At 56.1% G+C, this 21,985-nt stretch carries 19 protein-coding genes and 1 pseudogene; 9 read left to right on the top strand and 11 right to left on the bottom strand.

Annotated features, from left to right (window positions below; all coding sequences use genetic code 11):
* Window positions 1–89: 89 nt before the first annotated feature.
* Both ybfE and ybfF read right to left on the bottom strand, forming a co-directional pair.
* A complete protein-coding gene (gene ybfE / locus QE396_RS10470) occupies window positions 90–377 on the bottom strand; it encodes a LexA regulated protein (RefSeq protein ID WP_014169148.1) in 288 nt (95 codons plus the stop codon).
* A 128-nt stretch (window positions 378–505) separates the two neighbouring features.
* Window positions 506–1,279 (bottom strand): esterase, encoded by a 774-nt coding sequence (ybfF, locus tag QE396_RS10465; RefSeq protein WP_020884978.1) that lies wholly within the window; start codon window positions 1,277–1,279, stop codon window positions 506–508.
* Window positions 1,280–1,462: 183 nt separating this feature from the next.
* Here ybfF and seqA point away from each other — a divergent pair, with 183 nt between their 5' ends.
* Together seqA and pgm are read left to right on the top strand one after the other, a co-directional pair.
* Entirely contained in the window at window positions 1,463–2,011 is a 549-nt protein-coding gene (seqA, locus tag QE396_RS10460) for a replication initiation negative regulator SeqA (RefSeq protein WP_020884977.1), read from the top strand.
* A 24-nt stretch (window positions 2,012–2,035) separates the two neighbouring features.
* The gene (gene pgm, locus QE396_RS10455) at window positions 2,036–3,676 is read left to right on the top strand and encodes a phosphoglucomutase (alpha-D-glucose-1,6-bisphosphate-dependent) (RefSeq protein WP_020884976.1); all 1,641 of its coding nucleotides are present in this window, start codon (window positions 2,036–2,038) and stop codon (window positions 3,674–3,676) included.
* Window positions 3,677–3,746: 70 nt separating this feature from the next.
* Here the strand turns inward: pgm and potE are convergent, their stop codons facing one another.
* The 9 genes and pseudogenes from potE to kdpF all read right to left on the bottom strand — a co-directional run bounded on the left by potE (window position 3,747) and on the right by kdpF (window position 15,681).
* The gene (potE, locus tag QE396_RS10450) at window positions 3,747–5,060 is read right to left on the bottom strand and encodes a putrescine-ornithine antiporter (protein ID WP_014169152.1); all 1,314 of its coding nucleotides are present in this window, start codon (window positions 5,058–5,060) and stop codon (window positions 3,747–3,749) included.
* A pseudogene (speF, locus tag QE396_RS10445) lies at window positions 5,057–7,256 on the bottom strand (ornithine decarboxylase SpeF). The gene potE and the pseudogene speF overlap by 4 nt, the downstream one beginning before the upstream one ends.
* Before the next feature lie 256 nt (window positions 7,257–7,512).
* Window positions 7,513–7,617 (bottom strand): leader peptide SpeFL, encoded by a 105-nt coding sequence (speFL, locus tag QE396_RS10440; protein ID WP_106503839.1) that lies wholly within the window; start codon window positions 7,615–7,617, stop codon window positions 7,513–7,515.
* A 278-nt stretch (window positions 7,618–7,895) separates the two neighbouring features.
* Window positions 7,896–8,573 carry a two-component system response regulator KdpE gene (kdpE, locus tag QE396_RS10435; protein WP_014169154.1) on the bottom strand — a complete coding sequence of 226 codons (678 nt, stop codon included), beginning with the start codon at window positions 8,571–8,573 and terminating at the stop codon, window positions 7,896–7,898.
* Entirely contained in the window at window positions 8,570–11,257 is a 2,688-nt protein-coding gene (gene kdpD, locus QE396_RS10430) for a two-component system sensor histidine kinase KdpD (RefSeq protein ID WP_014169155.1), read from the bottom strand. Before kdpD ends, kdpE begins: the two co-directional genes overlap by 4 nt.
* Complete coding sequence (gene kdpC / locus QE396_RS10425; RefSeq protein WP_020884974.1) at window positions 11,258–11,833, bottom strand: potassium-transporting ATPase subunit KdpC; 576 nt, start codon at window positions 11,831–11,833, stop codon at window positions 11,258–11,260.
* A gap of 12 nt (window positions 11,834–11,845) precedes the next feature.
* Window positions 11,846–13,894 (bottom strand): potassium-transporting ATPase subunit KdpB, encoded by a 2,049-nt coding sequence (gene kdpB / locus QE396_RS10420; protein WP_014169157.1) that lies wholly within the window; start codon window positions 13,892–13,894, stop codon window positions 11,846–11,848.
* 18 nt (window positions 13,895–13,912) lie between these two features.
* Complete coding sequence (kdpA, locus tag QE396_RS10415) at window positions 13,913–15,592, bottom strand: potassium-transporting ATPase subunit KdpA (RefSeq protein ID WP_020884973.1); 1,680 nt, start codon at window positions 15,590–15,592, stop codon at window positions 13,913–13,915.
* Window positions 15,592–15,681 carry a K(+)-transporting ATPase subunit F gene (kdpF, locus tag QE396_RS10410; protein ID WP_015386886.1) on the bottom strand — a complete coding sequence of 30 codons (90 nt, stop codon included), beginning with the start codon at window positions 15,679–15,681 and terminating at the stop codon, window positions 15,592–15,594. The genes kdpA and kdpF overlap by 1 nt, the downstream gene beginning before the upstream one ends.
* Window positions 15,682–15,988: 307 nt before the next feature.
* On the opposite strand from kdpF, the gene QE396_RS10405 reads away from it, so the two are divergent.
* From QE396_RS10405 to nei, 7 genes are all read left to right on the top strand, one after another.
* Window positions 15,989–16,195: a YbfA family protein gene (locus QE396_RS10405; protein ID WP_014883027.1), complete on the top strand. Its 207-nt coding sequence runs from the start codon at window positions 15,989–15,991 to the stop codon at window positions 16,193–16,195.
* 413 nt (window positions 16,196–16,608) lie between these two features.
* The gene (phrB, locus tag QE396_RS10400) at window positions 16,609–18,021 is read left to right on the top strand and encodes a deoxyribodipyrimidine photo-lyase (protein WP_309950940.1); all 1,413 of its coding nucleotides are present in this window, start codon (window positions 16,609–16,611) and stop codon (window positions 18,019–18,021) included.
* Window positions 18,022–18,031: 10 nt separating this feature from the next.
* Window positions 18,032–18,775, top strand: a complete 744-nt coding sequence (locus tag QE396_RS10395) for a type 2 GTP cyclohydrolase I (protein ID WP_020884971.1) — start codon at window positions 18,032–18,034, stop codon at window positions 18,773–18,775.
* 14 nt (window positions 18,776–18,789) lie between these two features.
* Entirely contained in the window at window positions 18,790–19,446 is a 657-nt protein-coding gene (gene pxpB, locus QE396_RS10390) for a 5-oxoprolinase subunit PxpB (RefSeq protein WP_014169163.1), read from the top strand.
* Window positions 19,440–20,372 carry a 5-oxoprolinase subunit PxpC gene (gene pxpC, locus QE396_RS10385; protein ID WP_020884970.1) on the top strand — a complete coding sequence of 311 codons (933 nt, stop codon included), beginning with the start codon at window positions 19,440–19,442 and terminating at the stop codon, window positions 20,370–20,372. The genes pxpB and pxpC overlap by 7 nt, the downstream gene beginning before the upstream one ends.
* Window positions 20,359–21,096: a 5-oxoprolinase subunit PxpA gene (gene pxpA / locus QE396_RS10380; protein WP_020884969.1), complete on the top strand. Its 738-nt coding sequence runs from the start codon at window positions 20,359–20,361 to the stop codon at window positions 21,094–21,096. Before pxpC ends, pxpA begins: the two co-directional genes overlap by 14 nt.
* 21 nt (window positions 21,097–21,117) lie before the next feature.
* Window positions 21,118–21,909, top strand: coding sequence for an endonuclease VIII (nei, locus tag QE396_RS10375; protein WP_020884968.1), 792 nt, complete (start codon window positions 21,118–21,120; stop codon window positions 21,907–21,909).
* Window positions 21,910–21,985: the final 76 nt, after the last annotated feature.

Genomic DNA, 21,985 nt, shown 5'->3' with positions numbered 1-21,985 from the left:
TAGCAGAACTGGCAACCCCGCGGAAACAGCTATCGCGCAGGACTGCACTCTGTGCTACATGAAAAGGGTAAGAAAGGGGATTTTCAGACTTATGCCTGGCGGCGCAACGTCTCAAGCTGGGCGATCAACATCTCTTCAATGAGCTCGCTACGGCTGATATTACGCGCTTCAGCCAGTTCGTTAAGCGCATCGACGGCGTCGGCATTGAGCTTCAGTTCGACACGCTTAAGCCCACGATTTTTATCGCGTTTAAGCTGGTTGCGTTTATTAATACGCAGCTGTTCATCGCGCGAAAGCGGATTCGTTTTCGGTCGTCCCGGTCGACGCTCATTCGCGAACAGATCTAGTGTCGTACGGTCCGTTTGTTCTTTGGCCATGATTCTGAGACTTCGGGGGAAACAAGCCGCCCTGCTATTGCCCGGGCGATGAGCGCGCCATCATACATCACCAAAAACGGCACGCCAACGACTGGAAGCCCGCAACCTTCCAGTCGCTCTCTTTTTAATCAATTCGCAGTATCAGAGAGATAGCGGCGGATGGCGCGTAACACGGCGTCAGGTTTTTCCGCGTGAACCCAGTGTCCGGCACCGGCGATGACATGGGCGCGCGCCTGCGGGAATTGCGCCAGCAAGGTGTCGCGGTAGGCGTCGGTGACATAAGGGGAGTTACCGCCGCGAATAAAGAGGGTAGGGTGTTGCCAGGCGGGCACCGTATCCCAGCCGACGATGTTGTTGTACTGCGCCCAGAGTACCGGCACGTTGAAACGCCACTGGCCGTCGACAAACGACTTCAGCAGAAACTGAATAACGCCTTCTTCATTAAGATATTCGCGCATGACGGCTGTGGCCTGTTGGCGGGTTGAAACCCCAGCCTCTGTCACCGCATTGATGGCAGCAAAAATGTCGTCATGACGACGCACGTCGTAATCCACCGGGGCAACGTCGATCACGACCAGACCGTTGATTCTGTCCGGTGCCAGCGCCGTCAGGGCCATTACCGCCTTGCCGCCCATAGAATGCCCGATGAGCGTCACCTTCTGAAGATGGTTGGCATCAAGCGTATCGAGCAGATCCTGGGCCATTGCCGCGTAGGTCATCTCCTCTGAACGCCCGGAAAGACCGTGATTTCGCATATCGACCTGCAAAATATCGTGATCGGTAACCAGATCGCGCGCCAGCACCCCCAGGTTATCCAGGCTGCCAAAAAGCCCGTGAACCAGTACGATGGGAGAATTATTGTTCGGCGATTGTGCAGTTTGCGCTCGGGTATTCAATTTCATGGCAAAGTTCTTTTTTTACGTATGTCAGGTTAGGGTATCATGTTGACCATTCTGCCGCCCGGCTGCAAGGTTCCAGTTTAATCTGACTTTTGCCGCCAACCTGGTTTGACGCTATCCGCTGTTGGAATTTAACTTTATAATCCCAACGACTTGTATTCAGATAAGATATCGCACTGGATTAAGATGAAAACAATCGAAGTTGATGACGAACTCTATCAGTATATTGCCAGCCAGACGCGGCATATCGGGGAGAGTGCGTCCGACATTTTACGGCGCATGCTTAAAATTTCCGCCGCCTCACAGCCTGCTACCCCAGTCACTAAAGATGTCGTGTCTCAACAAAACGTTGTTGCACAAGCAAAACCTGCCGTCGCGCAAGTGAAAGACAAAGTACGTGCGATGCGCGAGTTGCTGCTCTCTGATGAGTACGCCGAGCAGAAAAAAGCGGTTAACCGCTTCATGCTGGTGCTGTCTACACTCTATTCACTGGATAACAAAGCGTTTGCTGAAGCGACCGAGTCGCTGCACGGTCGTACCCGCGTCTATTTCGCGGGCGATGAGCAAACGCTGCTGCAAAATGGCAACCAAACCAAACCTAAACATGTCCCGGGCACGCCGTACTGGGTCATCACCAATACCAATACGGGCCGCAAGTGCAGCATGGTTGAACACATCATGCAGTCCATGCAGTTCCCGGCGGAATTGATTGAAAAGGTTTGCGGTACAATTTAACCCTTGCATCAGAAGGACCCGGTAATGGCAAATCACAGCCGTGCAGGCCAACCTGCACAACAAAGCGATTTGATTAACGTCGCTCAGCTGACCGCGCAGTATTACGTGCTGAAACCGGTCGTGGGCAACGCAGAACACGCAGTGAAGTTTGGTACATCTGGCCACCGTGGTAGCGCGGCGCGCCATAGCTTTAACGAACCGCACATTCTGGCTATTGCTCAGGCCATCGCGGAAGAGCGCGCTAAAAACGGCGTTACCGGTCCGTGCTATGTGGGAAAAGATACCCATGCTCTGTCTGAACCGGCGTTCATTTCCGTGCTGGAAGTGCTGACGGCGAATGGCGTTGACGTCATTGTTCAGGAAAATAACGGCTTCACGCCGACCCCTGCGGTCTCTAACGCGATCCTTGTCCACAACAAAAAAGGCGGCGCGCTGGCTGACGGGATTGTGATTACTCCATCACACAACCCGCCGGAAGACGGTGGGATCAAATACAACCCGCCTAACGGTGGACCGGCAGACACGAACGTCACGAAAGTGGTTGAAGATCGTGCCAATGCGCTGCTGGCGGATGGCCTGAAAGGGGTGAAACGCCTCTCTCTGGATGCGGCCATGGCATCCGGCCATGTGAAAGAGCAGGATCTGGTACAGCCATTTGTGGAAGGTCTGGCGGATATCGTCGATATGGCGGCCATCCAGAAAGCCGGTCTGAAGCTGGGCGTTGACCCTCTCGGCGGCTCCGGTATCGAATACTGGAAACGCATCGCAGAGCATTACAAGCTGAACCTGACCATCGTTAACGATCACGTTGATCAGACCTTCCGCTTTATGCACCTGGATAAAGACGGCGCAATCCGTATGGACTGCTCTTCCGAGTGTGCGATGGCGGGCCTGCTGGCGCTGCGTGATAAATTTGACCTGGCGTTTGCCAACGACCCGGATTATGACCGCCACGGTATTGTCACCCCGGCAGGGCTGATGAACCCGAACCATTATCTTGCGGTTGCCATCAACTACCTGTTCCAGCATCGTCCGCAGTGGGGCAAAGAGGTGGCTGTAGGTAAAACGCTGGTCTCCTCGGCGATGATTGACCGCGTGGTTGAGGCGCTGGGCCGTAAGCTGGTGGAAGTACCGGTAGGCTTCAAATGGTTTGTTGACGGTCTGCACGACGGCAGCTTCGGTTTTGGCGGTGAAGAGAGCGCGGGCGCATCCTTCCTGCGTTTCGACGGCACGCCATGGTCTACCGATAAAGACGGGATCATCATGTGCCTGCTGGCGGCGGAAATCACCGCTGTCACCGGTAAAAATCCGCAGGAACACTATAACGAGCTGGCGGCACGCTTTGGCGCGCCAAGCTATAACCGTATTCAGGCTGGCGCGACCTCCGCGCAGAAAGCGGCGCTGTCTAAACTCTCTCCGGAGATGGTCAGTGCCAGCACGCTGGCCGGTGACCCTATCACGGCCCGTCTGACGGCGGCCCCGGGTAACGGTGCCTCTATCGGTGGTCTGAAAGTGATGACCGAAAACGGCTGGTTTGCCGCGCGTCCATCCGGTACGGAAGATGCGTACAAAATCTATTGTGAGAGCTTCCTCGGTGACGAACACCGTAAGCTGATTGAGAAAGAAGCGGTAGAGATTGTCAGCGAAGTGCTGAAAAACGCGTAAATCGCGGTGGGCTGATGCCCTCATGATGCAGTCAAAACGGCAACCCCAGGGTTGCCGTTTTGCTTTTGCATTAACTGTGTTTATTTTTCAATTCAAACCGTGGTGATACCAGACCGTACAGCGTCCAGCCCATAAAGGTCACCATCGCACCATACAGCATGGCTTCCTGGCCGGAAGAGTAGAGCGCATAGAAGCTGTAAATTGCCCCAATCAGCGCCACAATATTCGCCACCCTCGCTTTGCCTGCGTCCACCTTCGCCACCTTCTGAATGATGACCAGCGCCGCCATCGACAGAATATATGGAATGATATTGGTCACTACTGCCAGGTTGACCAGCACGTTGAACTGGCTGTTCAGCGACGGGCTGATGGTCATCAAAGATAACCCACTCTGGAAGATAACAATCGCCAGCATGCCCTGAACCGGTGCTTCTGCTTTGCTGACCCGGGAGAAGATTTTCGGGAAATACCCTTCGTCAGCGGATGATTTAAAGACCTGAGCGATGGTGAACTGCCAGCCGAGGAGCGAGCCGCAGCAGGACATCACCATCAGCCCCATGATCACTTTCCCGACACCCGGCGTAAACATCTGCGCAAAGGCCAGACCGAACGGTGCCGTGGAACTGGCAAGATCCATGTTCGGTACAATCCCTGCAATCACGTTGGTTGAGACAATGTAAATGGCTGCTGCGCCCAGCGTACCGCCAAGCACGGCAATCGGTACGTTCTTCTCCGGGTTTTCCACCACTTCGGCGTTAGCACACGCAGATTCCAGCCCCAGGAAGGCCCACAGCGTCATGGCGATGGAAGAGCCCACTGCGGTGAAGAACGGAACATGGTGTGGGTTCCAGGAGTTGACGTACAGCGTGGGGCTAAACCAGAACCAGCCGATGATGCACAGCCCAACCACCGGGATAATGACCCCCCAGACGGTAATACTGCTGATCTGTCCGGTAATGCGCGCGCCGCCAAAGTTTGCCACGGTGCAGATCCACAGCACGCCGATGGTCGCCAGCCCGATTTGCACCGGGGTCAGCGCCACACCGAATAGCTCCGTACCGTAACCCACGGCGGAAATGGCAATCGCCACGTTAGCGATCAGCAAAGAGACGCCGTAGGTGTAGTTGGCCATGAAGTTACCGGATTTGCCAAAGGCATATTCGGCGTAGCCGCCCATCCCGCCGGGCTTGCGGCTGAACATACCGCACTTGGCGAATGCCCAGGCCAGTGCCATTGACCCCACGGCGGTCACCATCCAGGAGATAATCGAAATGGTTCCTACTTCCGCAAGCTTGGTGGGCAACATGATGATCCCGGACCCCATCATGTTTACCATGGTGAGAATGGTCAGCTGTACCACGCCCATTTTATTGGACTTGCTCATAATTTTTCTCCTTTCAGCAGCGATGGCTGAGCGGCAGCGTGTTTGATGACGTTACAACGAACCTGCTTACGACCGTCACACTCCTCAACGTAAACGCCCTGCAGTTCCGGCGCGAAGCCCGGTAAAAGGTTGATACCCTCTTCCAGCGCAGCAAAGTAGCGCAGCACGGAACCGCCCCAGACTTCACCCGGCACAACGCACAACACCCCCGGTGGATAAGGAAGGGCACCTTCGGCGGCAATGCGACCTTCCGCATCGCGCAGCGAGACCAGCTCGACCTCACCCCGCAGGTAGGCATAGTTCGCCTCTTGCGGGTTCATCATGACGCGCGGGAAGTGAGACTTGCGGAACATCTCTTTTTGCAGCTGCTTCACGTTGTGGCGGGCGTACAGCTCATGCATTTCCTGGCAAATCTGGCGCAGGGTGTAATCTGCATAGCGCTCCGGATACTGTTTACAGACAGAAGGCAGTACCTCTTTGAGGGGGGCATCCGTCTCGAGCAGTTTTTCGAAGCGTACCAGTTGCGCGACCAGTTGCTGCAGTTTGCCCATATCCTCGGCAGGCGTGAGCAGGAACAGGATGGAGTTGAGATCGCATTTTTCCGGCACGATGCCGTTTTCACGCAGGAAGTTGGCGAGAATAGTGGCGGGGACGCCGAAATCCTCGTACTCACCGGTCCGGGCGTTAATACCCGGCGTGGTCAGCAGCAGTTTGCACGGGTCGATAAAATACTGATGTTCGGCATAGCCTTCGAAGGCGTGCCAGTGTTCACCGGGCACGAAGTGGAAGAAGCGCAGGTCCGTGGCAATCTCAGCGGTGTCCCAGCTTTCCCACGGACGGCCATCAACCAGTTCCGGCACGAACGGGCGAAGATACTGGCAGTTCTGCAGGATCAGCTTACGGGCTTCGATACCGGTCACCACGCAGTCCATCCACATGTTGCGACCGCTCTGTCCCTCATGCATGCGGGCGTTGATGTCCAGTGCAGCAAACAGCGGATAGAACGGGCTGGTGGACGCGTGCATCATGAAGGCATTATTCAGCCGCTTATGCGGAACATAGCGCTGCTGGCCTTTGATGTGGCTGTCCTTCTTGTGGATTTGCGAGGTCTGCGAGAAACCGGCCTGCTGTTTATGGACTGACTGGGTGAACCAGGATCCCCGGATCGTTTTCATTCAGTTCCAGCAGCAGCGGAGAGCAATCGGCCATCATCGGAATAAACTGCTCGTAACCCACCCAGGCAGAGTCAAACAGGATGTAGTCGCACAGATGGCCGATGTTATCCACGACCTGGCGAGCGTTATAGATGGTGCCATCGTAGGTACCCAGCTGGATCACCGCCAGGCGGAACGGACGCGCGTCGCGGGCACGGCCCGGCGCCACTTCGGATACCAGCTCACGCAGATAATTCTCCTCGAAGCAGTGGGCGTCGATGCCGCCAATAAAGCCGTACGGGTTACGTGCGGTTTCCAGATAGACCGGCGTTGCGCCCGCCTGAAGAAGTGCTCCGTGGTGGTTGGATTTATGGTTGTTGCGATCGAACAGGACCAGGTCGCCCGGAGTGAGAAGGGCGTTGAGCACCACTTTGTTGGACGATGAGGTTCCGTTCAGCACGAAGTAGGTTTTATCGGCATTAAAGACTTTCGCCGCATGCTGCTGCGCAATGCAGGGTGCCCCTTCGTGGATCAGCAGATCGCCCATCGCCACGTCGGCGTTGCACAGGTCTGAGCGGAAAAGGGTTTCGCCAAAGAAATCGACAAATTGATTGCCGGCAGGGTGACGGCGGAAGAATTGCCCGCCCTGGTGACCCGGACAGTCGAAGGCACTGTTACCCTGTTTGACATAGTCGACCAGAGCCCGGAAAAACGGCGGACGCAGTTGGGTTTCATACTTCTGCGCGGCTGCTTCCAGTTGGCGTCCGTGGAAGTCGTTGCTGGTGTCTGATGCTTCGAATACGCCGTGGATCCGCGATAAATACTCTGCCGGGATAATTTCTTCTTTATGCGTCGCGACAAACACAGGAATGCCAAATCCGGTTGCTTCTATTTCTTCTATACGACCAGTGAAAATATCGCTGACGGCCAGAACAATGGCGGCAACATCAATATAATCCGTGGCGTTGATATCCACCAGTTCACGGTGAGTGGTAAAGCAATCAGGGCAGGCGCGGCTGGCTGCAATTTTTAAACTTTTCATCTTTCTCTCTTTATTTTAGGTAATAACAGTCCCTCGATTTCTTGCAGAAAAGAAATCGATAATATGCCGGAAAACAGCAAAAGGAGGCCGCTGATTAAAAAAATCAGTAATGCGTTTTTTGCTGAATAGAATTCAGTCCGCCCGGTCGCGGATGAGCCTGAATTAAGATGAATGAGCGCACGGGTTCACAGGCAAGGGCCTGTAAAATAGGGTTTTTCAGGATGACCTGTAAGCGGGTGCGCCAGAAGTCGAAGGACTACCGGGCATTAAAGATATGAAAGTCAAAACAGTTTCGGTGGGCAAACATCATGATATGAGTTGTCCGCCTTATATGGGGCATTAAACGATTATTGTTTTCCATGTTTCATTTCCTTTCAGTAATTGAAAGCATGGACATTTTATCCTGGAAAAAGCGATTAACTGTGAAACAGATCACCGTTAACCGATCAAATCAGAAATAAATATTCGCTTTTGGTGAATATCGCAGATCAAAATGCTGATATGTTGATGTTGCGTTAACGGATTGTGTTATGAATGTGCTGAATGGACATAAATACACCAAAAAATAACCCGGAGATTATTTTCGCGCGTATTTTATAGGAGGGTAGGTGTTTATTTAAAAATAAACTGAATAGTTATTCAAAGCATGAACCGATAACCGATACCGGTTTCAGTTAATAAATGACGAGGACGCGCGGGGTCAACTTCCAGTTTTTGTCGAAGGTGTCCCATATATATGCGTAAATAGTGACTATGTTCCACGGCGTTTGGCCCCCACACCTGACTCAACAGCTGGCGCTGGGTGAGTACCTTACCGTGATTATTGAGCAAAACGGCGAGTAGCCGAAACTCGATGGGGGTGAGATGGATTTCCTCTTCACCGCGAACAATGCGCCGTGCTGCCAGATCAACCCGAATATCACCAAACGTGTATGTTGGGTCGGCAGGGGTGGTGGCGCTGTGACGACGCAGCGCGACACGAAGGCGAGCCTGCAGTTCGCCAATACCAAAAGGCTTAATCAGATAGTCATCCGCTCCGGCATCCAGCGCCGCGATTTTATCCGACTCTTCGGTACGGGCTGACAGCACCAGAATGGGCATCTGACTCCACTGTCGAACCTCACGAATAAAATCGATGCCGTCGCCATCCGGCAGGCCGAGATCGAGGATCACCAGATCAGGTTTGCGCGTGGCCGCTTCAATCAAACCCCGCTGGAGCGTGCCGGCGTCATGAACGCGCAGGCCATCGCCTTCCAGCGCAGCACGCAGAAACCGGCTAATGGCGATCTCATCTTCAACAATCAGAACGTTGATCACAAATCCTCTGGTAATTCATTAAGTTCTGGCGGGGCTTCCAGAGGAAGTTTAACACAAAAACGTGCGCCGCCTTCCGGGCGATTCTCCGCCGAAATGGTACCGCCATGAACGTCAATAATCGCCTGGCAAATCGCCAGACCCAGACCCACGCCGGGAATGGCCGACTCTTTATTACCGCGGGCAAATTTCTCGAAAATAGCGAACTCCTGTCCGGCAGGGATACCCGGCCCGGTATCCCAGACGTCAAGCCGTAGCGTGTGATCTTCCACCGTGGCATCCACCCCAATCCGGGCGTTTGCTCCTGCGTATTTGCCGGCATTTTCCAGCAGATTGATCAGCACGCGTTCAAACAGCGGGCCATCAACGTGAATTAACGTCAGCGGTTCGGGCATGTTCAGCGCAATATGGCGCCCACCGAGGCCCGGCTCCAGCATTTTCAAAGCGCTACCCACCACCTCTTCGAGCGTGAGCCACTCTTTTTTGAGGTTAAATCCGCCCGACTGAATACGCGCCATATCAAGCAGATTATTTACCAGGCGTGTGGTGTTCAGCACATGCTGGCGGATCTCGCTGGCCTGCAACGCATGTTTCGAGCCTTCCGCTGCCAAATCCAGCGTCAAAATTTCTGACTGGCCAAACAGCACGGTGAGTGGGGTGCGAAGGTCGTGGGAGAGGGCGGCCAGCAATGAGTTACGAATGCTCTCGCGCTCGCTTGCCAGACGGGCCTGTTCTTCGCTGGCGGTAAGCGCCAGCCGTTCCAGCGCGCTTGCCACCAGCAGGGTAAATGTCTCCAGCAATCGCTGCTGTTCGGGGATCATCAGCTGGCGCAGATTCGAAGGTTCAACGATCACCAGCCCCTGATTTTTATCGGCACTGCGCAGCGGCAGAATTTGATACGGTACGCCGGGCAGGGTGTCCGTCCCTGCACCCGCAGGAAGTCCTTTATCAAAGCTCCAGCGCGCAATGGCTTCATCCCAGGGCGTCATGCCTGAGGCCGAGGTCAGCGGGCGCAGTTTCCCGTGTTCGTCCGGGAGTAAAATCAGGTTGCTGGCGTGAAAGGTCGAGCGGATAAACTGCTCGCTGGTCTGCACAATATCCAGCGGCGTACGGCCAACCGCCAGCGATTTAGACATCTCATAAAGATGCCGTGTGCGCTGTTCGCGGTAGCGCGCGATACGGGCCTGATAGCGCACACCCGCCGTCAGATTACCGATCACCAGCCCAACGGTAAGCATCACGGCAAAGGTGAGAATGTACTGCACATCCGAAACGGCGAGCGTTCCGCGGGGCGCGATAAAGAACAGATCGAAGCTGATGACGTTGATGAACGTCGCCAGTACTGAGGGCCAGCGCCCGTAAAAGAGCGCCACCACGACCACGCCGAGCAGGTAGATCATCACCAGATTGGCCGCATCGAAGGCAATCAGCCAGTGGCTGGCAATTACGGTGATCAGCGCGCAGAGCACGACGGCGACAAGACAGCCGCGGATCTGAATTCGCCATTTATCATTAAAAGTGCGGCTGTCCGGTGCGCGGTTGGGTAAAGGGGTGGGTTTGTCATCCAGTGCGACAATCACCAGATCGAGGTCGGGAGCACGCCGGGCCAGTTTGTCAGCAAAGGATTCGCGGCTAAACCAGCGACGATGCTGACGACGGCCAATGACAATTTTCCCGAGGTTGTGCTCACGCGCGTAGCGCAGAATGGCTTTATCTTCCTGGGGATCGGAGAGAGTGGCGGTTTCTGCGCCCAGCTCCTGTGCCAGACGCAGCGAACTTAAGATCGCGCGGCGCTGGTTTTCAGGCAGCGCGTGAAGCTGCGGCGTCTCGACATAGACCGCATGCCAGACGCTGCCAAACTTGGCCGCCAGGCGCGCTGCGGTGCGGACGAGCTTTTCATTGCCGCTGCCGTGACCCACACACAGCAGAATGGCATCCCGCGTATGCCAGACGCGCTCCTGCCCTTGCAGGTCACGCCAGGCGCGCATCTGATCGTCCACGCGATCCGCCGTGCGACGCAGGGCCAGCTCGCGCAGGGCTATCAGGTTGCCTTTGCGAAAGAAATGTTCGATGGCGCGTTCGGCCTGACCTGCAATATAGACTTTTCCTTCATGTAGTCGCTGGCGCAGATCGTCTGGAGGCAGATCGACCAGCACCACTTCGTCCGCAGAGTCGAAAAAGGGATCGGGTACGGTTTCGCGAACCTGAATCCCGGTCACGCCGCTGACCACGTCGTTCAGGCTTTCGAGATGCTGAACATTTACCGTGGTGAAAACATCAATGCCTGCTTCAAGCAGCTCTTCAACGTCCTGCCAGCGTTTGGGGTGGCGCGAGCCTGAAGCATTACTGTGTGCCAGTTCGTCCATCAGGATAAGCGCGGGCCTGCGGGCGAGGGCGGCGTCGAGATCGAACTCCGTGACCAGACGCCCACGATGGCTGATACGGCGAGGCGGCTGTGTCGCCAGCCCCTTCAACAGTGCTGCCGTCTCTTTCCGGCCGTGGGTTTCCACCACGCCGATAAGAATATCGAGCCCCTGCGCCCGAAGCCGCTGGGCTTCTGTCAGCATGGCGAAGGTTTTCCCGACGCCAGCACAGGCGCCGAAGAAGATTTTCAGTTTGCCGCGATGGGCTTCAGCCGTCTGTTCGAGCAGCCTGTCCGGATCCGGGCGCATGGGCTCGTCGGTCATTTAGTTTTTCCTTAGCGCGTCCAGCGCCAGATTCAGCTCAACAATATTCACCACGGGCATGCCGATGAAGCTGACCAGCGGTTTTTGCGTATGCTCTGCGACCAGCTTGCTCACCTGTTCCACCGTCAGCTGACGGGCCGCCGCGACGCGGGGGATCTGCCATGCCACCGCCTTCGGCGTCAGGCTGTAGTCCAGCCCGCTTGCAGAGGCCGTCACCAGCTCCACAGGCACCTCCCGGCTGGCCTGTGGATTTGCGGCGCGCAGGGCGGCTACACGTTCGGCAATGGCTTTATCCAGCTCCGGGTTGCTGCCGGCCAGGTTACTGCCACCGGATGCCATCGGATTATACGGGCTTTCGGCAGTGGCGGAAGGGCGTCCCTGGAAGTAACGGGCGTCGGTAAAATTCTGTCCAATCAGACGCGAACCGCGGTTTTCACCGTTTTGCATGATCAGCGAGCCGTTGGCCTGATCCTTAAACCACCACTGGCCCAGCGCGGTGGTCACCAGCGGGTAAAGCCCGCCGGTAATAAGCGACAACAGAATAAACAGAAGTATAGCGGGACGTAACATCGTCATTTGATTCACCTTTTAAACCAGCCCAAACAGCGTCAACAGCAGGTCGATAACCTTGATACCGATGAAGGGGACAATCAGCCCACCCAGCCCGTAAATCCACAGGTTGCGGCGCAGCATGGCGGCCGCGGTCAGCGGTTTATAGCTCACCCCTTTGAGCGCCAGCGGGATCAGGAAGACAATAATCAGGGCGTTAAAAATAACCGCACTGAGAATGGCTGATGCTGGCGAGTGCAGATGCATCACGTTCAGCGCATTAAGCTGCGGATAGGTGGCCGCAAACGCCGCGGGAATGATGGCAAAGTATTTTGCGACGTCGTTGGCGATACTGAACGTTGTCAGTGAACCGCGCGTCATCAGCATCTGCTTACCGATGTGCACAACTTCAATCAGCTTGGTCGGGTTCGAGTCGAGGTCGACCATGTTGCCCGCCTCTTTCGCCGCCTGGGTACCGGAGTTCATGGCCACCGCCACGTCGGCCTGCGCAAGGGCAGGGGCATCGTTGGTGCCATCACCCGTCATCGCCACCAGGCGGCCTTCCGCCTGATACTGACGAATTAACGCCAGCTTGGCTTCAGGCGTTGCCTCCGAGAGAAAATCATCCACGCCCGCTTCGGCAGCAATCGCGGCGGCGGTCAGACGGTTGTCCCCGGTGATCATCACCGTTTTGATCCCCATTTTCCGCAGCTGGGCAAAGCGCTCTTTAATCCCGCCTTTTACGATATCCTTCAGCGAAATCACCCCCAGCACATGTGCCCCTTCAGCCACCACCAGCGGCGTCGCGCCCTGACGTGCCACGCTCTCGACCAGGTTGTCCACTTCTGGTGGGAAATGACCATTATTGGCTTCAATGTGGCGACGAATTGCGTCGACGGAGCCTTTACGGATCATGCGGTCCTGAATGTTGATGCCGCTCATTCGGGTTTGTGCCGTGAAGGGGACGAAAGTCGCATGGAGACTCTGAACGTCGCGCTGGCGCAGGTTAAAGCGCTGCTTGGCGAGGATCACGATACTGCGGCCTTCCGGCGTTTCATCGGCGAGGGAAGAGAGTTGCGCCGCATCCGCCAGCGTTTTTTCATCCACGCCGGGGGCAGGTAAGAACTCTGACGCCTGGCGGTTACCGAGGGTAATTGTCCCGGTTTTATCCAGCAGCAGAACGTCCACATCCCCTGCGGCTTCGACCGCACGTCCGCTGGTCGCGATGACGTTCGCGCCCAGCATACGGCTCATACCGGCCACACCGATGGCCGACAGCAGCCCCCCGATGGTAGTCGGGATCAGGCAGACCAGCAGCGCCACCAGAACGGTGGTGGTGACCGCGGTACCGCCGTAAGCGGAGAATGGCCACAACGTGGCGGTTGCCAGCAAAAAGACAATCGTCAGCGCCACCAGCAGGATGGTCAGGGCAATTTCGTTTGGTGTTTTACGACGCTGCGCGCCTTCCACCATGGCAATCATACGGTCAAGGAAGGTTTCACCCGGGTTGACGCTACACTGGATCACCAGCCAGTCGGAGAGAATGCGTGTCCCGCCCGTCACGGAGGCGAAATCACCCCCGGATTCACGTATGACGGGAGCGGATTCCCCGGTGATGGCACTTTCATCTACCGACGCGCCGCCTTCGATGACTTCACCGTCGCAGGGGATAATGTCCCCGGCTTCGACCAGCACCACGTCACCTTTACGCAGTTCATCTGCCGGGACATGGTCCATCTGGGCACCGTATTTCGGTTCGCGTAATTTGCGCGCAAAAGCGGTCTTTTTCACCCCTTTGAGGCTATTGGCCTGCGCTTTGCTGCGGCCTTCCGCCAGCGCTTCCGCAAAGTTGGCAAACAGTACGGTGAACCACAGCCACAGGCTGATAGCGCCGGTGAACATCGCATTCCCCTGCAGATGACCCGTTCCCATGGCAATCGCCAGCGCGGTGGTGAGTAAACTCCCTATCCAGACGATAAACATCACCGGGTTGTGCCACTGCACGCGCGGGCTCAACTTTTTCACCGCATCCATGAGGGCCTGTCGAACTAACGACGGTTCGAACAGGGCCATTTGTTTACGACTCATGACAAATTCTCCGCAAAATCAGCGTAAAGAGAGGTATTCCGCGACCGGGCCTAACGCGAGGGCGGGGATAAAGGTCAGGGCGCCGACCAGCAGCACGGTACCGGCCAGCAGTCCGATAAACAGCGCGCCGTGGGTCGGCAACGTCCCGCTGGTGGTCGGTTGAATTTTTTTGCTCACCAGCGACCCGGCAATCGCCAGCACCGGCACAATGACCCCGAAACGGCCCACGAACATGCAGAACGCCAGCAGACAGTTCCAGAACGGTGAGTTAGCGCTTAAGCCTGCGAAGGCACTACCGTTATTGTTAGAAGCAGAAGAGACGGCATAAAGCACTTCGCTAAAGCCGTGGATGCCAGGGTTGAAGATGCCGCTGCGTCCGGCCTCCGTCATCAGTGCCAGTGCGGTACCCGCCAGCACGAGGGCGGGGGTGACCAGAATCGCCAGCGCGGTTAACTTCATCTCACGGACATCGATTTTTTTGCCCAGATATTCCGGGGTGCGACCAATCATCAGACCCGCAATGAACACCGCCAGCAGAACAAACAGCAGCATGCCGTAAAGACCCGAGCCTACGCCGCCGAATACCACTTCACCGATCTGCATCAGCCACATCGGGATCATGCCGCCCAGTGCCGTGAAGGAGTCGTGCATAGCATTGACCGCCCCGCAGGATGCCGCCGTCGTGACCACGGCATAAAGGCTACTGGCGAGAATGCCAAAGCGGCTCTCTTTCCCTTCCATATTCATGGTGCCGTCAGCGCCCAGCGTCAGGAAATGCGGGTTACCTTGCCATTCGGCCCACATCACCAGCGCAACACAGACGACAAAGATTAGCGACATGGTCCAGAGCAGGGTGCGACCCTGACGACGATCGTTCACCACATCGCCAAAAGCAAAGCACAGCGCTGCGGGGATCAGGAAGATCGCCAGCATTTGCACTGCGTTGGTCAGTGCCGTTGGGTTTTCAAACGGATGCGATGAGTTGGCATTGAAGAAACCGCCACCATTCGTACCGAGCATCTTAATGGCTTCCTGTGAGGCCACAGGCCCCATCGGCAGAAGCTGTTTTGCCCCTTCAAGCGAGGTATAAGGGGCGTAAGGCAGCAGGTTTTGCAGCGTACCTTGCTGAATAAAGAACAGCGCGATGAGCAGAGCAATTGGAAGTAAGACCCACAGAGTAATGCGCGTGAGATCAACCCAGGCATTGCCCAGCGTACCCATATTCTGACGTGCAAACGCACGCGTCAGCGCGAAGACAACCGCGATGCCGCTGGCTGCTGAGAGGAAATTTTGTACGGTTAATCCCACCATCTGGCTGAAGTAGCTCAGCGTGGTTTCGCCGGCGTAGGATTGCCAGTTGGTATTGGTGACAAAGCTGACGGCCGTATTCAGCGCAAGATGCCAGGACAGGCCCGGTAACTGTTGCGGGTTCAGCGGCAGGCTACCCTGCAACATCAGCATGACAAAGAGCGCGACCAGCCCAACGATATTCAGCAGCAGAATAGCGACCAGATACTGACGCCAGTTCATCTCCTGATCGCGTATTCCCAGTACGCGCCAGATCCCTTTTTCGATACTTCCCGTACCCGGTAAGGACACGTTGTTGATCAGCCGCGCGAGCCCCGTTCCCAGCGGTCTGGCAAGCACCAATAAGACCAGTAAAAAGCTGGCTATAAGTAAAAACGCCTGAGCAGCCATCAGAAGGCCTCCGCATTAATCAGGGCGTAGACCAGATAACCCAATAACAGGAACACCAGCACGATGCCGGTAATCAGACCTGCACTCACAATCCACCTCCGAGTGACATTTGTATTTGTGTTAACGGTAGGATTTATGGCGCAAAGATTTCGCAAAAATCGGCAGGGTGGGTGTAAAAAAAGTATAAAAATGGAAAAGGCACAATTTAACTATTGGTAAGTAAATCGTTAACTTTTTTGTAACTTACTTACGGCGGAAATGTAAATATTCACTAAATGGATGAAAATAACTGGTCTGATGAGTAGTAAAATTACAAACAAAGCGGTATTATTTTAGCCAGATCACAGATTTCAAATTTTCCGGAGCATGTTTCCGGCCAACTATAGGGGAGAAAATATGGATCTTTATAAAGCGTATCCGGCTCATATCGTTTTCATGCGTCGCACTTTCGCCGTAGTGGCTGGCGTGCTGGCCCTGCCGGTGATGCTCTTCTGGAAAGACCGCGCACGTTTTTATAGCTATTTGCACCGCGTCTGGGCCAAAACCAGCGAGAAGCCGGTGTGGATGGATCAGGCCGAGAAAGCGACCTGCGATTTTTACTGATACGAAGACGACACACCAGCAATAAAAAAACCGCCTACAGCAATGTGGCGGTTTTTTTTATTCCTCAGGGTCCGCGGTCCGTTGGACCGTTTTTGGGCTCTCGTCAGAGCGTGTGTCCACCGACTTATCACCGGTGGTGAACGGTGGAGCGGTTAGCAGCAGGGACCGCATGATGAAACGCTCTTTTTGCATTGCGTTCATTGTCGCCAGCGTACTCGTGGTAAGACGTGATGAACCGACAGTGTTTATTGCTTTTACCATGATGGCGCAAGATACGTAGCGTTAAGGCCGCCCCGGGCGGCCTTTTTTATTTCATCGCGTCTACACTTCATGGCAAAGTAGATAAAAGCCAGCCGCATTTTCTCTTTAGTGGCATGGCCTTACGGACATAATGGATAATTGCCAGGAGTTTTATGCCCACCCATCTGGTTTGGTTTCGCGCGGACCTGCGCGTACATGACAATCTCGCCCTTGCGGCTGCCTGCCGCTCCCCGGAAGCCCGCGTGCTGGCGGTGTTTATCGCCACCCCCGGGCAGTGGCAGCAGCATGCTATGGCACCACGCCAGGCGGCTTACCTCAGCTCACATCTGAATGGCTTGCAGTGTTCGCTTGCCGAAAAAGGGATCCCGCTCATTTATAAAGAGGTCAGTGACTTCTCCGCGCAATGCCAGGCTGTGAAGGCAATCTGTGAGCAGTACGATGTCACCCACCTTTTTTACAACTATCAGTACGAATTCAATGAACGTCAGCGGGATCGTCAGCTGGAGAAAATCCTGCAGGATGTAGAGTGTCAGGGTTTTGATGACAGCGTCATGCTGCCGCCGGGCAGTGTCATGACCGGCAACCACGAGATGTATAAAGTCTTTACGCCGTTTAAAAATGCCTTCATTAAAAGACTGAAGGAGGCACTGCCGGAATGCGTGGCTGCACCCACCGTGAGGGGAGACGCCATAACGGAGATACCCGAGCGGGAGTTTGACTATCCGCAACAGGCGTTTGATGAGACTCTGTTCCCGGCTACCGAAAAAAACGCTATCGCGAAGCTGCGCCAGTTTTGTAAAGCGGGCGCAGGCGATTACGACGCGCGCAGGGATTTTCCCGCGACTGAGGGCACCAGCCGTTTATCGGCCTGTCTGGCACTGGGCGTGCTCTCTCCGCGCCAGTGTCTGCATCGTCTTCTGGCGGAACAACCGCAGGCACTGGACGGGGGGCCCGGCTCCGTCTGGCTTAACGAACTTATCTGGCGCGAATTTTATCGCCATTTGATGACGTATCACCCTGATTTATGTAAGCATCGTCCGTTTATACCCTGGACTGATAACGTAAAATGGCAACACAACGAGAGCCACTTACAGGCCTGGCAGAAAGGCGAAACGGGCTTCCCGATTGTTGATGCCGCGATGCGCCAGCTCAATGAAACCGGATGGATGCACAACCGGCTGCGAATGATTACTGCCAGCTTCCTGGTGAAAGATCTGCTTATCGACTGGCGTGTCGGGGAGCGGTATTTTATTTCTCAGCTGATCGATGGCGATCTGGCGGCGAATAACGGCGGCTGGCAGTGGGCGGCGTCCACCGGAACCGACGCCGCGCCCTATTTCCGTATTTTTAATCCTGCCACGCAGGGACAAAGATTTGATGCAGACGGTGAGTTTATCCGCCGCTGGTTGCCCGCGCTGAGCAGTGTCCCTGCAAAAGCGATCCACGACCCGTGGGCATGGGCGGATAAACAGGGCGTGAAGCTCGATTATCCCCGTCCGATTGTTGACCATAAACAGGCGCGTGTCGCCACGCTGGCGGCGTACGAGGCCGCCCGCAAAGCTTAAGAGAGTGATGATGAAAAACAGCGAACTGGAAAGCCTGATTAACGAAAAACTGAACAGCGCCTCCTTCAGCGATTACGGCCCGAACGGCCTCCAGGTTGAAGGACGCGAAACGGTGCAGAAAATTATCACTGGCGTGACGGCAAGCCAGGCGCTGCTGGACGAAGCTGTCCGTCAGGAAGCGGATGCCGTTATTGTCCATCACGGTTATTTCTGGAAAAACGAAGCACCGATCATTCGCGGTATGAAGCGAAACCGCCTGAAAACGCTGCTGGCAAATGATATCAACCTGTACGGTTACCATCTGCCGCTGGATGCGCACCCGGAGCTGGGCAATAACGTACAGCTCGCGCAGCTGTTGGGGATTACCGTAATGGGTGAAATTGAGCCGCTGGTGCCCTGGGGAGAGCTGGCCATGCCGGTGCCCGGCCTGGAGCTGGCTTCCTGGATTGAAGCGCGTCTGGGACGCCGTCCGCTCTGGTGCGGTGACACCGGTCCGGATACGGTGAAGCGGGTTGCCTGGTGTACTGGTGGTGGTCAGGGCTTTATTGATAGCGCGGCACGCTTTGGTGTCGACGCCTTCATCACTGGAGAAGTGTCCGAGCAGACCGTCCATTCGGCGCGTGAGCAAGGTCTGCATTTTTATGCGGCAGGTCACCATGCCACCGAGCGTGGCGGAATTCGCGCCCTCAGTGAATGGCTGACCGAAAATACCGATCTGGATGTCACGTTTATTGATATCCCTAACCCGGCCTGATGAGAGGTATCTGAGTGCAGCGAGCGCGTTGTTATCTTCTGGGGGAAACGGCAGTGGTTCTGGAGCTGGAACCGCCAGTGACCCTTGCCACGCAAAAGCGTATCTGGCGGCTAACGCAGCGCCTGGCCGATGTGCCTGAAGTGGTTGAAGCGATTCCGGGTATGAATAACATCACCGTGGTGCTGCGTAATCCGCATACGCTGGCGCTGGATGCTATTGAACGTTTGCAGCGCTGGTGGGAAGAGAGCGAGGCGCTGGAGCCGGATTCCCGGACAATTGAGATCCCGGTGGTGTATGGCGGCGAGCATGGACCCGATCTTGGCGTGGTGGCGGAACACTGCGGATTAACGGAAAAGCAGGTGGTTGAATTGCACGCCTGCGTTGATTACGTGGTCTGGTTCTTAGGTTTCCAGCCGGGCTTCCCCTATCTGGGGGGACTCTCACCGCAGTTGCATACGCCGCGTCGCGCCGAACCCCGCCTGAGCGTGCCGGCGGGCACGGTGGCTATCGGGGGTGAGCAGACCGGCATTTATCCTCTGACGTCACCGGGGGGTTGGCAGCTTATCGGGCATACGTCCAGGCCGTTATTTGAACCAGGGCAGGAGGTTCCCATACTCCTTCGTCCCGGCGATACCCTGCGCTTTATCCCGCAGAAGGAGGGGGTATGTTAACGCTGATTCGCGCCGGGCTTTACACGTCCGTGCAGGATGCCGGCCGCTTTGGCATGCGCCAGTCGGGCGTGAGCTACTGTGGTGCGCTGGACAGGCCTGCGCTGGAGATTGCAAACGTGTTGGTGGGCAACCCTGGCAGCACGGCGGCACTCGAAATTACGCTTGGCCAGTGTGTGATTGAATTCGGCGAGGAGACCTGGTTTGCCTTAACCGGGGCCGCCTGTGACGCCGAGCTGGATGGCAAAGCGGTCTGGACAGGCTGGCGGCTGCGGGCGAAAGCCGGGCAGCGTCTGACCCTCAAACGTCCTGTGCACGGCGTGCGAAGCTATCTTGCGGTTGCGGGAGGAATTGATGTGCCAGAAGTGCTGGGTTCATCCAGCACCGATCAGAAAGCCGGCATTGGCGGTCATGAAGGGCGTCTGCTGCGTGACGGCGATCGTCTGGCGGTTAAACCCTCAACGCGCCACTTCTCGACGGCCCTGGGGGTAAAACAGCTGTTATGGACCAACCAGATCCGTGCCTTACCGGGGCCGGAATATCAGGAGTTCGATGAAGTCGCTCAGGAGACGTTCTGGCGTTCGCCGTGGAAGATCAGCCCGCAAAGTAACCGTATGGGATACCGCCTTCAGGGGCAGCCATTGACCCGTACGACAGATCGGGAATTGCTCTCACACGGTTTATTACCTGGTGTCATTCAGGTACCGGGTAACGGTCAGCCGATCGTGCTGATGAACGATGCGCAAACAACGGGGGGATACCCGCGTATTGCCTGCATCATTGAAGCGGATCGCTACCATCTGGCGCAAATTCCTCTCGGACAGCCGATTCATTTTGTGCAATGTTCGCTGGAGGAGGCGCTGAAGGCACGCCAGGATCAGCAGCGTTATCTGGAACAACTGGCATGGAGGCTCGATGGCAAAGATTGATTTAAACGCCGATCTGGGTGAGGGCGGAAGTGCCGATGCTGAACTGATGACGCTGGTCTCTTCGGTCAATATTGCCTGCGGGTTTCACGCGGGTGACGCGCAAACCATGCTGGTCAGCGTGCGTAATGCGATTAAGCACGGCGTGGCGATAGGGGCACATCCCAGTTTTCCTGACAGGGATAATTTTGGCCGCACGGCAATGGATCTCCCTCCTGAGACGGTGTATGCCCAGACGCTCTATCAAACGGGCGCGCTGGAGGCGATTGTGCGTTCCCAGCAGGGCGTGCTGCGCCATGTGAAACCCCACGGCATGCTCTACAATCAGGCGGCCAAAGATCCGGCTCTCGCGGATGCCATTGCCCGCGCGGTGCGGGACTGCAACCCGCAGCTCATTCTGGTGGGGCTGGCGGGGAGCGAGCTTATTCGCGCCGGACAGCGGCTGGGGTTAACCACCCGTCAGGAAGTTTTTGCTGACAGAGGGTACCAGCCGGACGGCAGCCTGGTTCCCCGTTCACTGCCCGGTGCGCTTATTACCGATGAATCACAGGCGCTGGCGCAAACGCTGGCGATGGTATGTGAGGGGTCGGTAAAGGCAATTGATGGTTCAACGGCCAGAGTCCAGGCGGATACGGTGTGTTTACACGGCGATGGTGAGCATGCGCTGCAGTTTGCACGCCGCTTACGGGCGGCCTTTGCGGAACAGGGTATTCTCGTGAGTGCATGACATAACGATAAGGACAGAAAAATGCCTGAAGGCCCGGAGATCCGCCGTGCAGCGGATAGCCTCGAGGCGGCGATAAAGGGCAAACCGCTGACGGATGTCTGGTTTGCTTTTCCTCAACTGAAACCGTTTGAAGCCCAGCTGGTGGGGCAGACGGTGACGCACATTGAAACGCGCGGCAAAGCGCTGCTCACGCATTTCTCCCATAACCTGACGTTATATAGCCATAATCAGCTGTACGGCGTTTGGCGCGTGGTGAAGGCAAACGAGCAGCCGCAAACAACCCGCGTGCTGCGCGTCAGGCTCCAGACGGCAGACAACGCGGTTCTGCTCTACAGCGCATCCGATATCGAACTGTTAACGCCAGAGCAGCTGCTTACTCACCCGTTCCTGCAGCGCGTCGGGCCGGATGTGCTGGATATGAGCCTGACCCCGGGTGAGGTGAAAGCCCGTCTGGTGTCACCTCGGTTTCGTAACCGACAGTTTTCCGGACTGTTGCTCGATCAGGCGTTTCTGGCTGGATTAGGAAATTACCTGCGGGTGGAGATCCTCTGGGAGGTGGGCCTGGCGGCGCAGCATAAGGCATCGCAACTCAGTGATGAACAGCTGGAGGCGTTATCCCACGCACTGCTGGATATCCCGCGCCTGTCGTACAACACGCGTGGCGTGGTGGATGACAACAGGCACCATGGGGCATTGTTCCGCTTTAAGGTGTTTCATCGTGAAGGGAAGGCGTGTGAACGGTGCGGCGGGATAATTGCGAAAACCACGCTGTCGTCGAGACCGTTTTACTGGTGTCCGCACTGCCAGAAGTAAAATGAAAACGGTAACCCAGGGGGTTACCGTTTTTAATGTCTTCACTCTCTCGGAGTAAGAGAGGGATGGGGTGAGG

Source organism: Enterobacter sp. SORGH_AS_0287 (assembly GCF_031453695.1).
In the GTDB taxonomy this organism is placed as follows: Bacteria; Pseudomonadota; Gammaproteobacteria; order Enterobacterales; family Enterobacteriaceae; genus Enterobacter; species Enterobacter ludwigii.
The sequence above is the reverse complement of the archived record's forward strand: the minus strand, read 5'-3'. Positions and strand labels throughout refer to the sequence as shown.

Coding starts and splice junctions, on each gene's coding strand:
- ybfE (WP_014169148.1), bottom strand. CDS start 377: ATGGCCAAAGAACAAACGGACCGTACGACACTAGATCTGTTCGCGAAT.
- ybfF (WP_020884978.1), bottom strand. CDS start 1,279: ATGAAATTGAATACCCGAGCGCAAACTGCACAATCGCCGAACAATAAT.
- seqA (WP_020884977.1), top strand. CDS start 1,463: ATGAAAACAATCGAAGTTGATGACGAACTCTATCAGTATATTGCCAGC.
- pgm (WP_020884976.1), top strand. CDS start 2,036: ATGGCAAATCACAGCCGTGCAGGCCAACCTGCACAACAAAGCGATTTG.
- potE (WP_014169152.1), bottom strand. CDS start 5,060: ATGAGCAAGTCCAATAAAATGGGCGTGGTACAGCTGACCATTCTCACC.
- speFL (WP_106503839.1), bottom strand. CDS start 7,617: ATGGAAAACAATAATCGTTTAATGCCCCATATAAGGCGGACAACTCAT.
- kdpD (WP_014169155.1), bottom strand. CDS start 11,257: ATGACCGACGAGCCCATGCGCCCGGATCCGGACAGGCTGCTCGAACAG.
- kdpC (WP_020884974.1), bottom strand. CDS start 11,833: ATGACGATGTTACGTCCCGCTATACTTCTGTTTATTCTGTTGTCGCTT.
- kdpB (WP_014169157.1), bottom strand. CDS start 13,894: ATGAGTCGTAAACAAATGGCCCTGTTCGAACCGTCGTTAGTTCGACAG.
- kdpA (WP_020884973.1), bottom strand. CDS start 15,592: ATGGCTGCTCAGGCGTTTTTACTTATAGCCAGCTTTTTACTGGTCTTA.
- QE396_RS10405 (WP_014883027.1), top strand. CDS start 15,989: ATGGATCTTTATAAAGCGTATCCGGCTCATATCGTTTTCATGCGTCGC.
- phrB (WP_309950940.1), top strand. CDS start 16,609: ATGCCCACCCATCTGGTTTGGTTTCGCGCGGACCTGCGCGTACATGAC.
- QE396_RS10395 (WP_020884971.1), top strand. CDS start 18,032: ATGAAAAACAGCGAACTGGAAAGCCTGATTAACGAAAAACTGAACAGC.
- pxpC (WP_020884970.1), top strand. CDS start 19,440: ATGTTAACGCTGATTCGCGCCGGGCTTTACACGTCCGTGCAGGATGCC.
- pxpA (WP_020884969.1), top strand. CDS start 20,359: ATGGCAAAGATTGATTTAAACGCCGATCTGGGTGAGGGCGGAAGTGCC.
- nei (WP_020884968.1), top strand. CDS start 21,118: ATGCCTGAAGGCCCGGAGATCCGCCGTGCAGCGGATAGCCTCGAGGCG.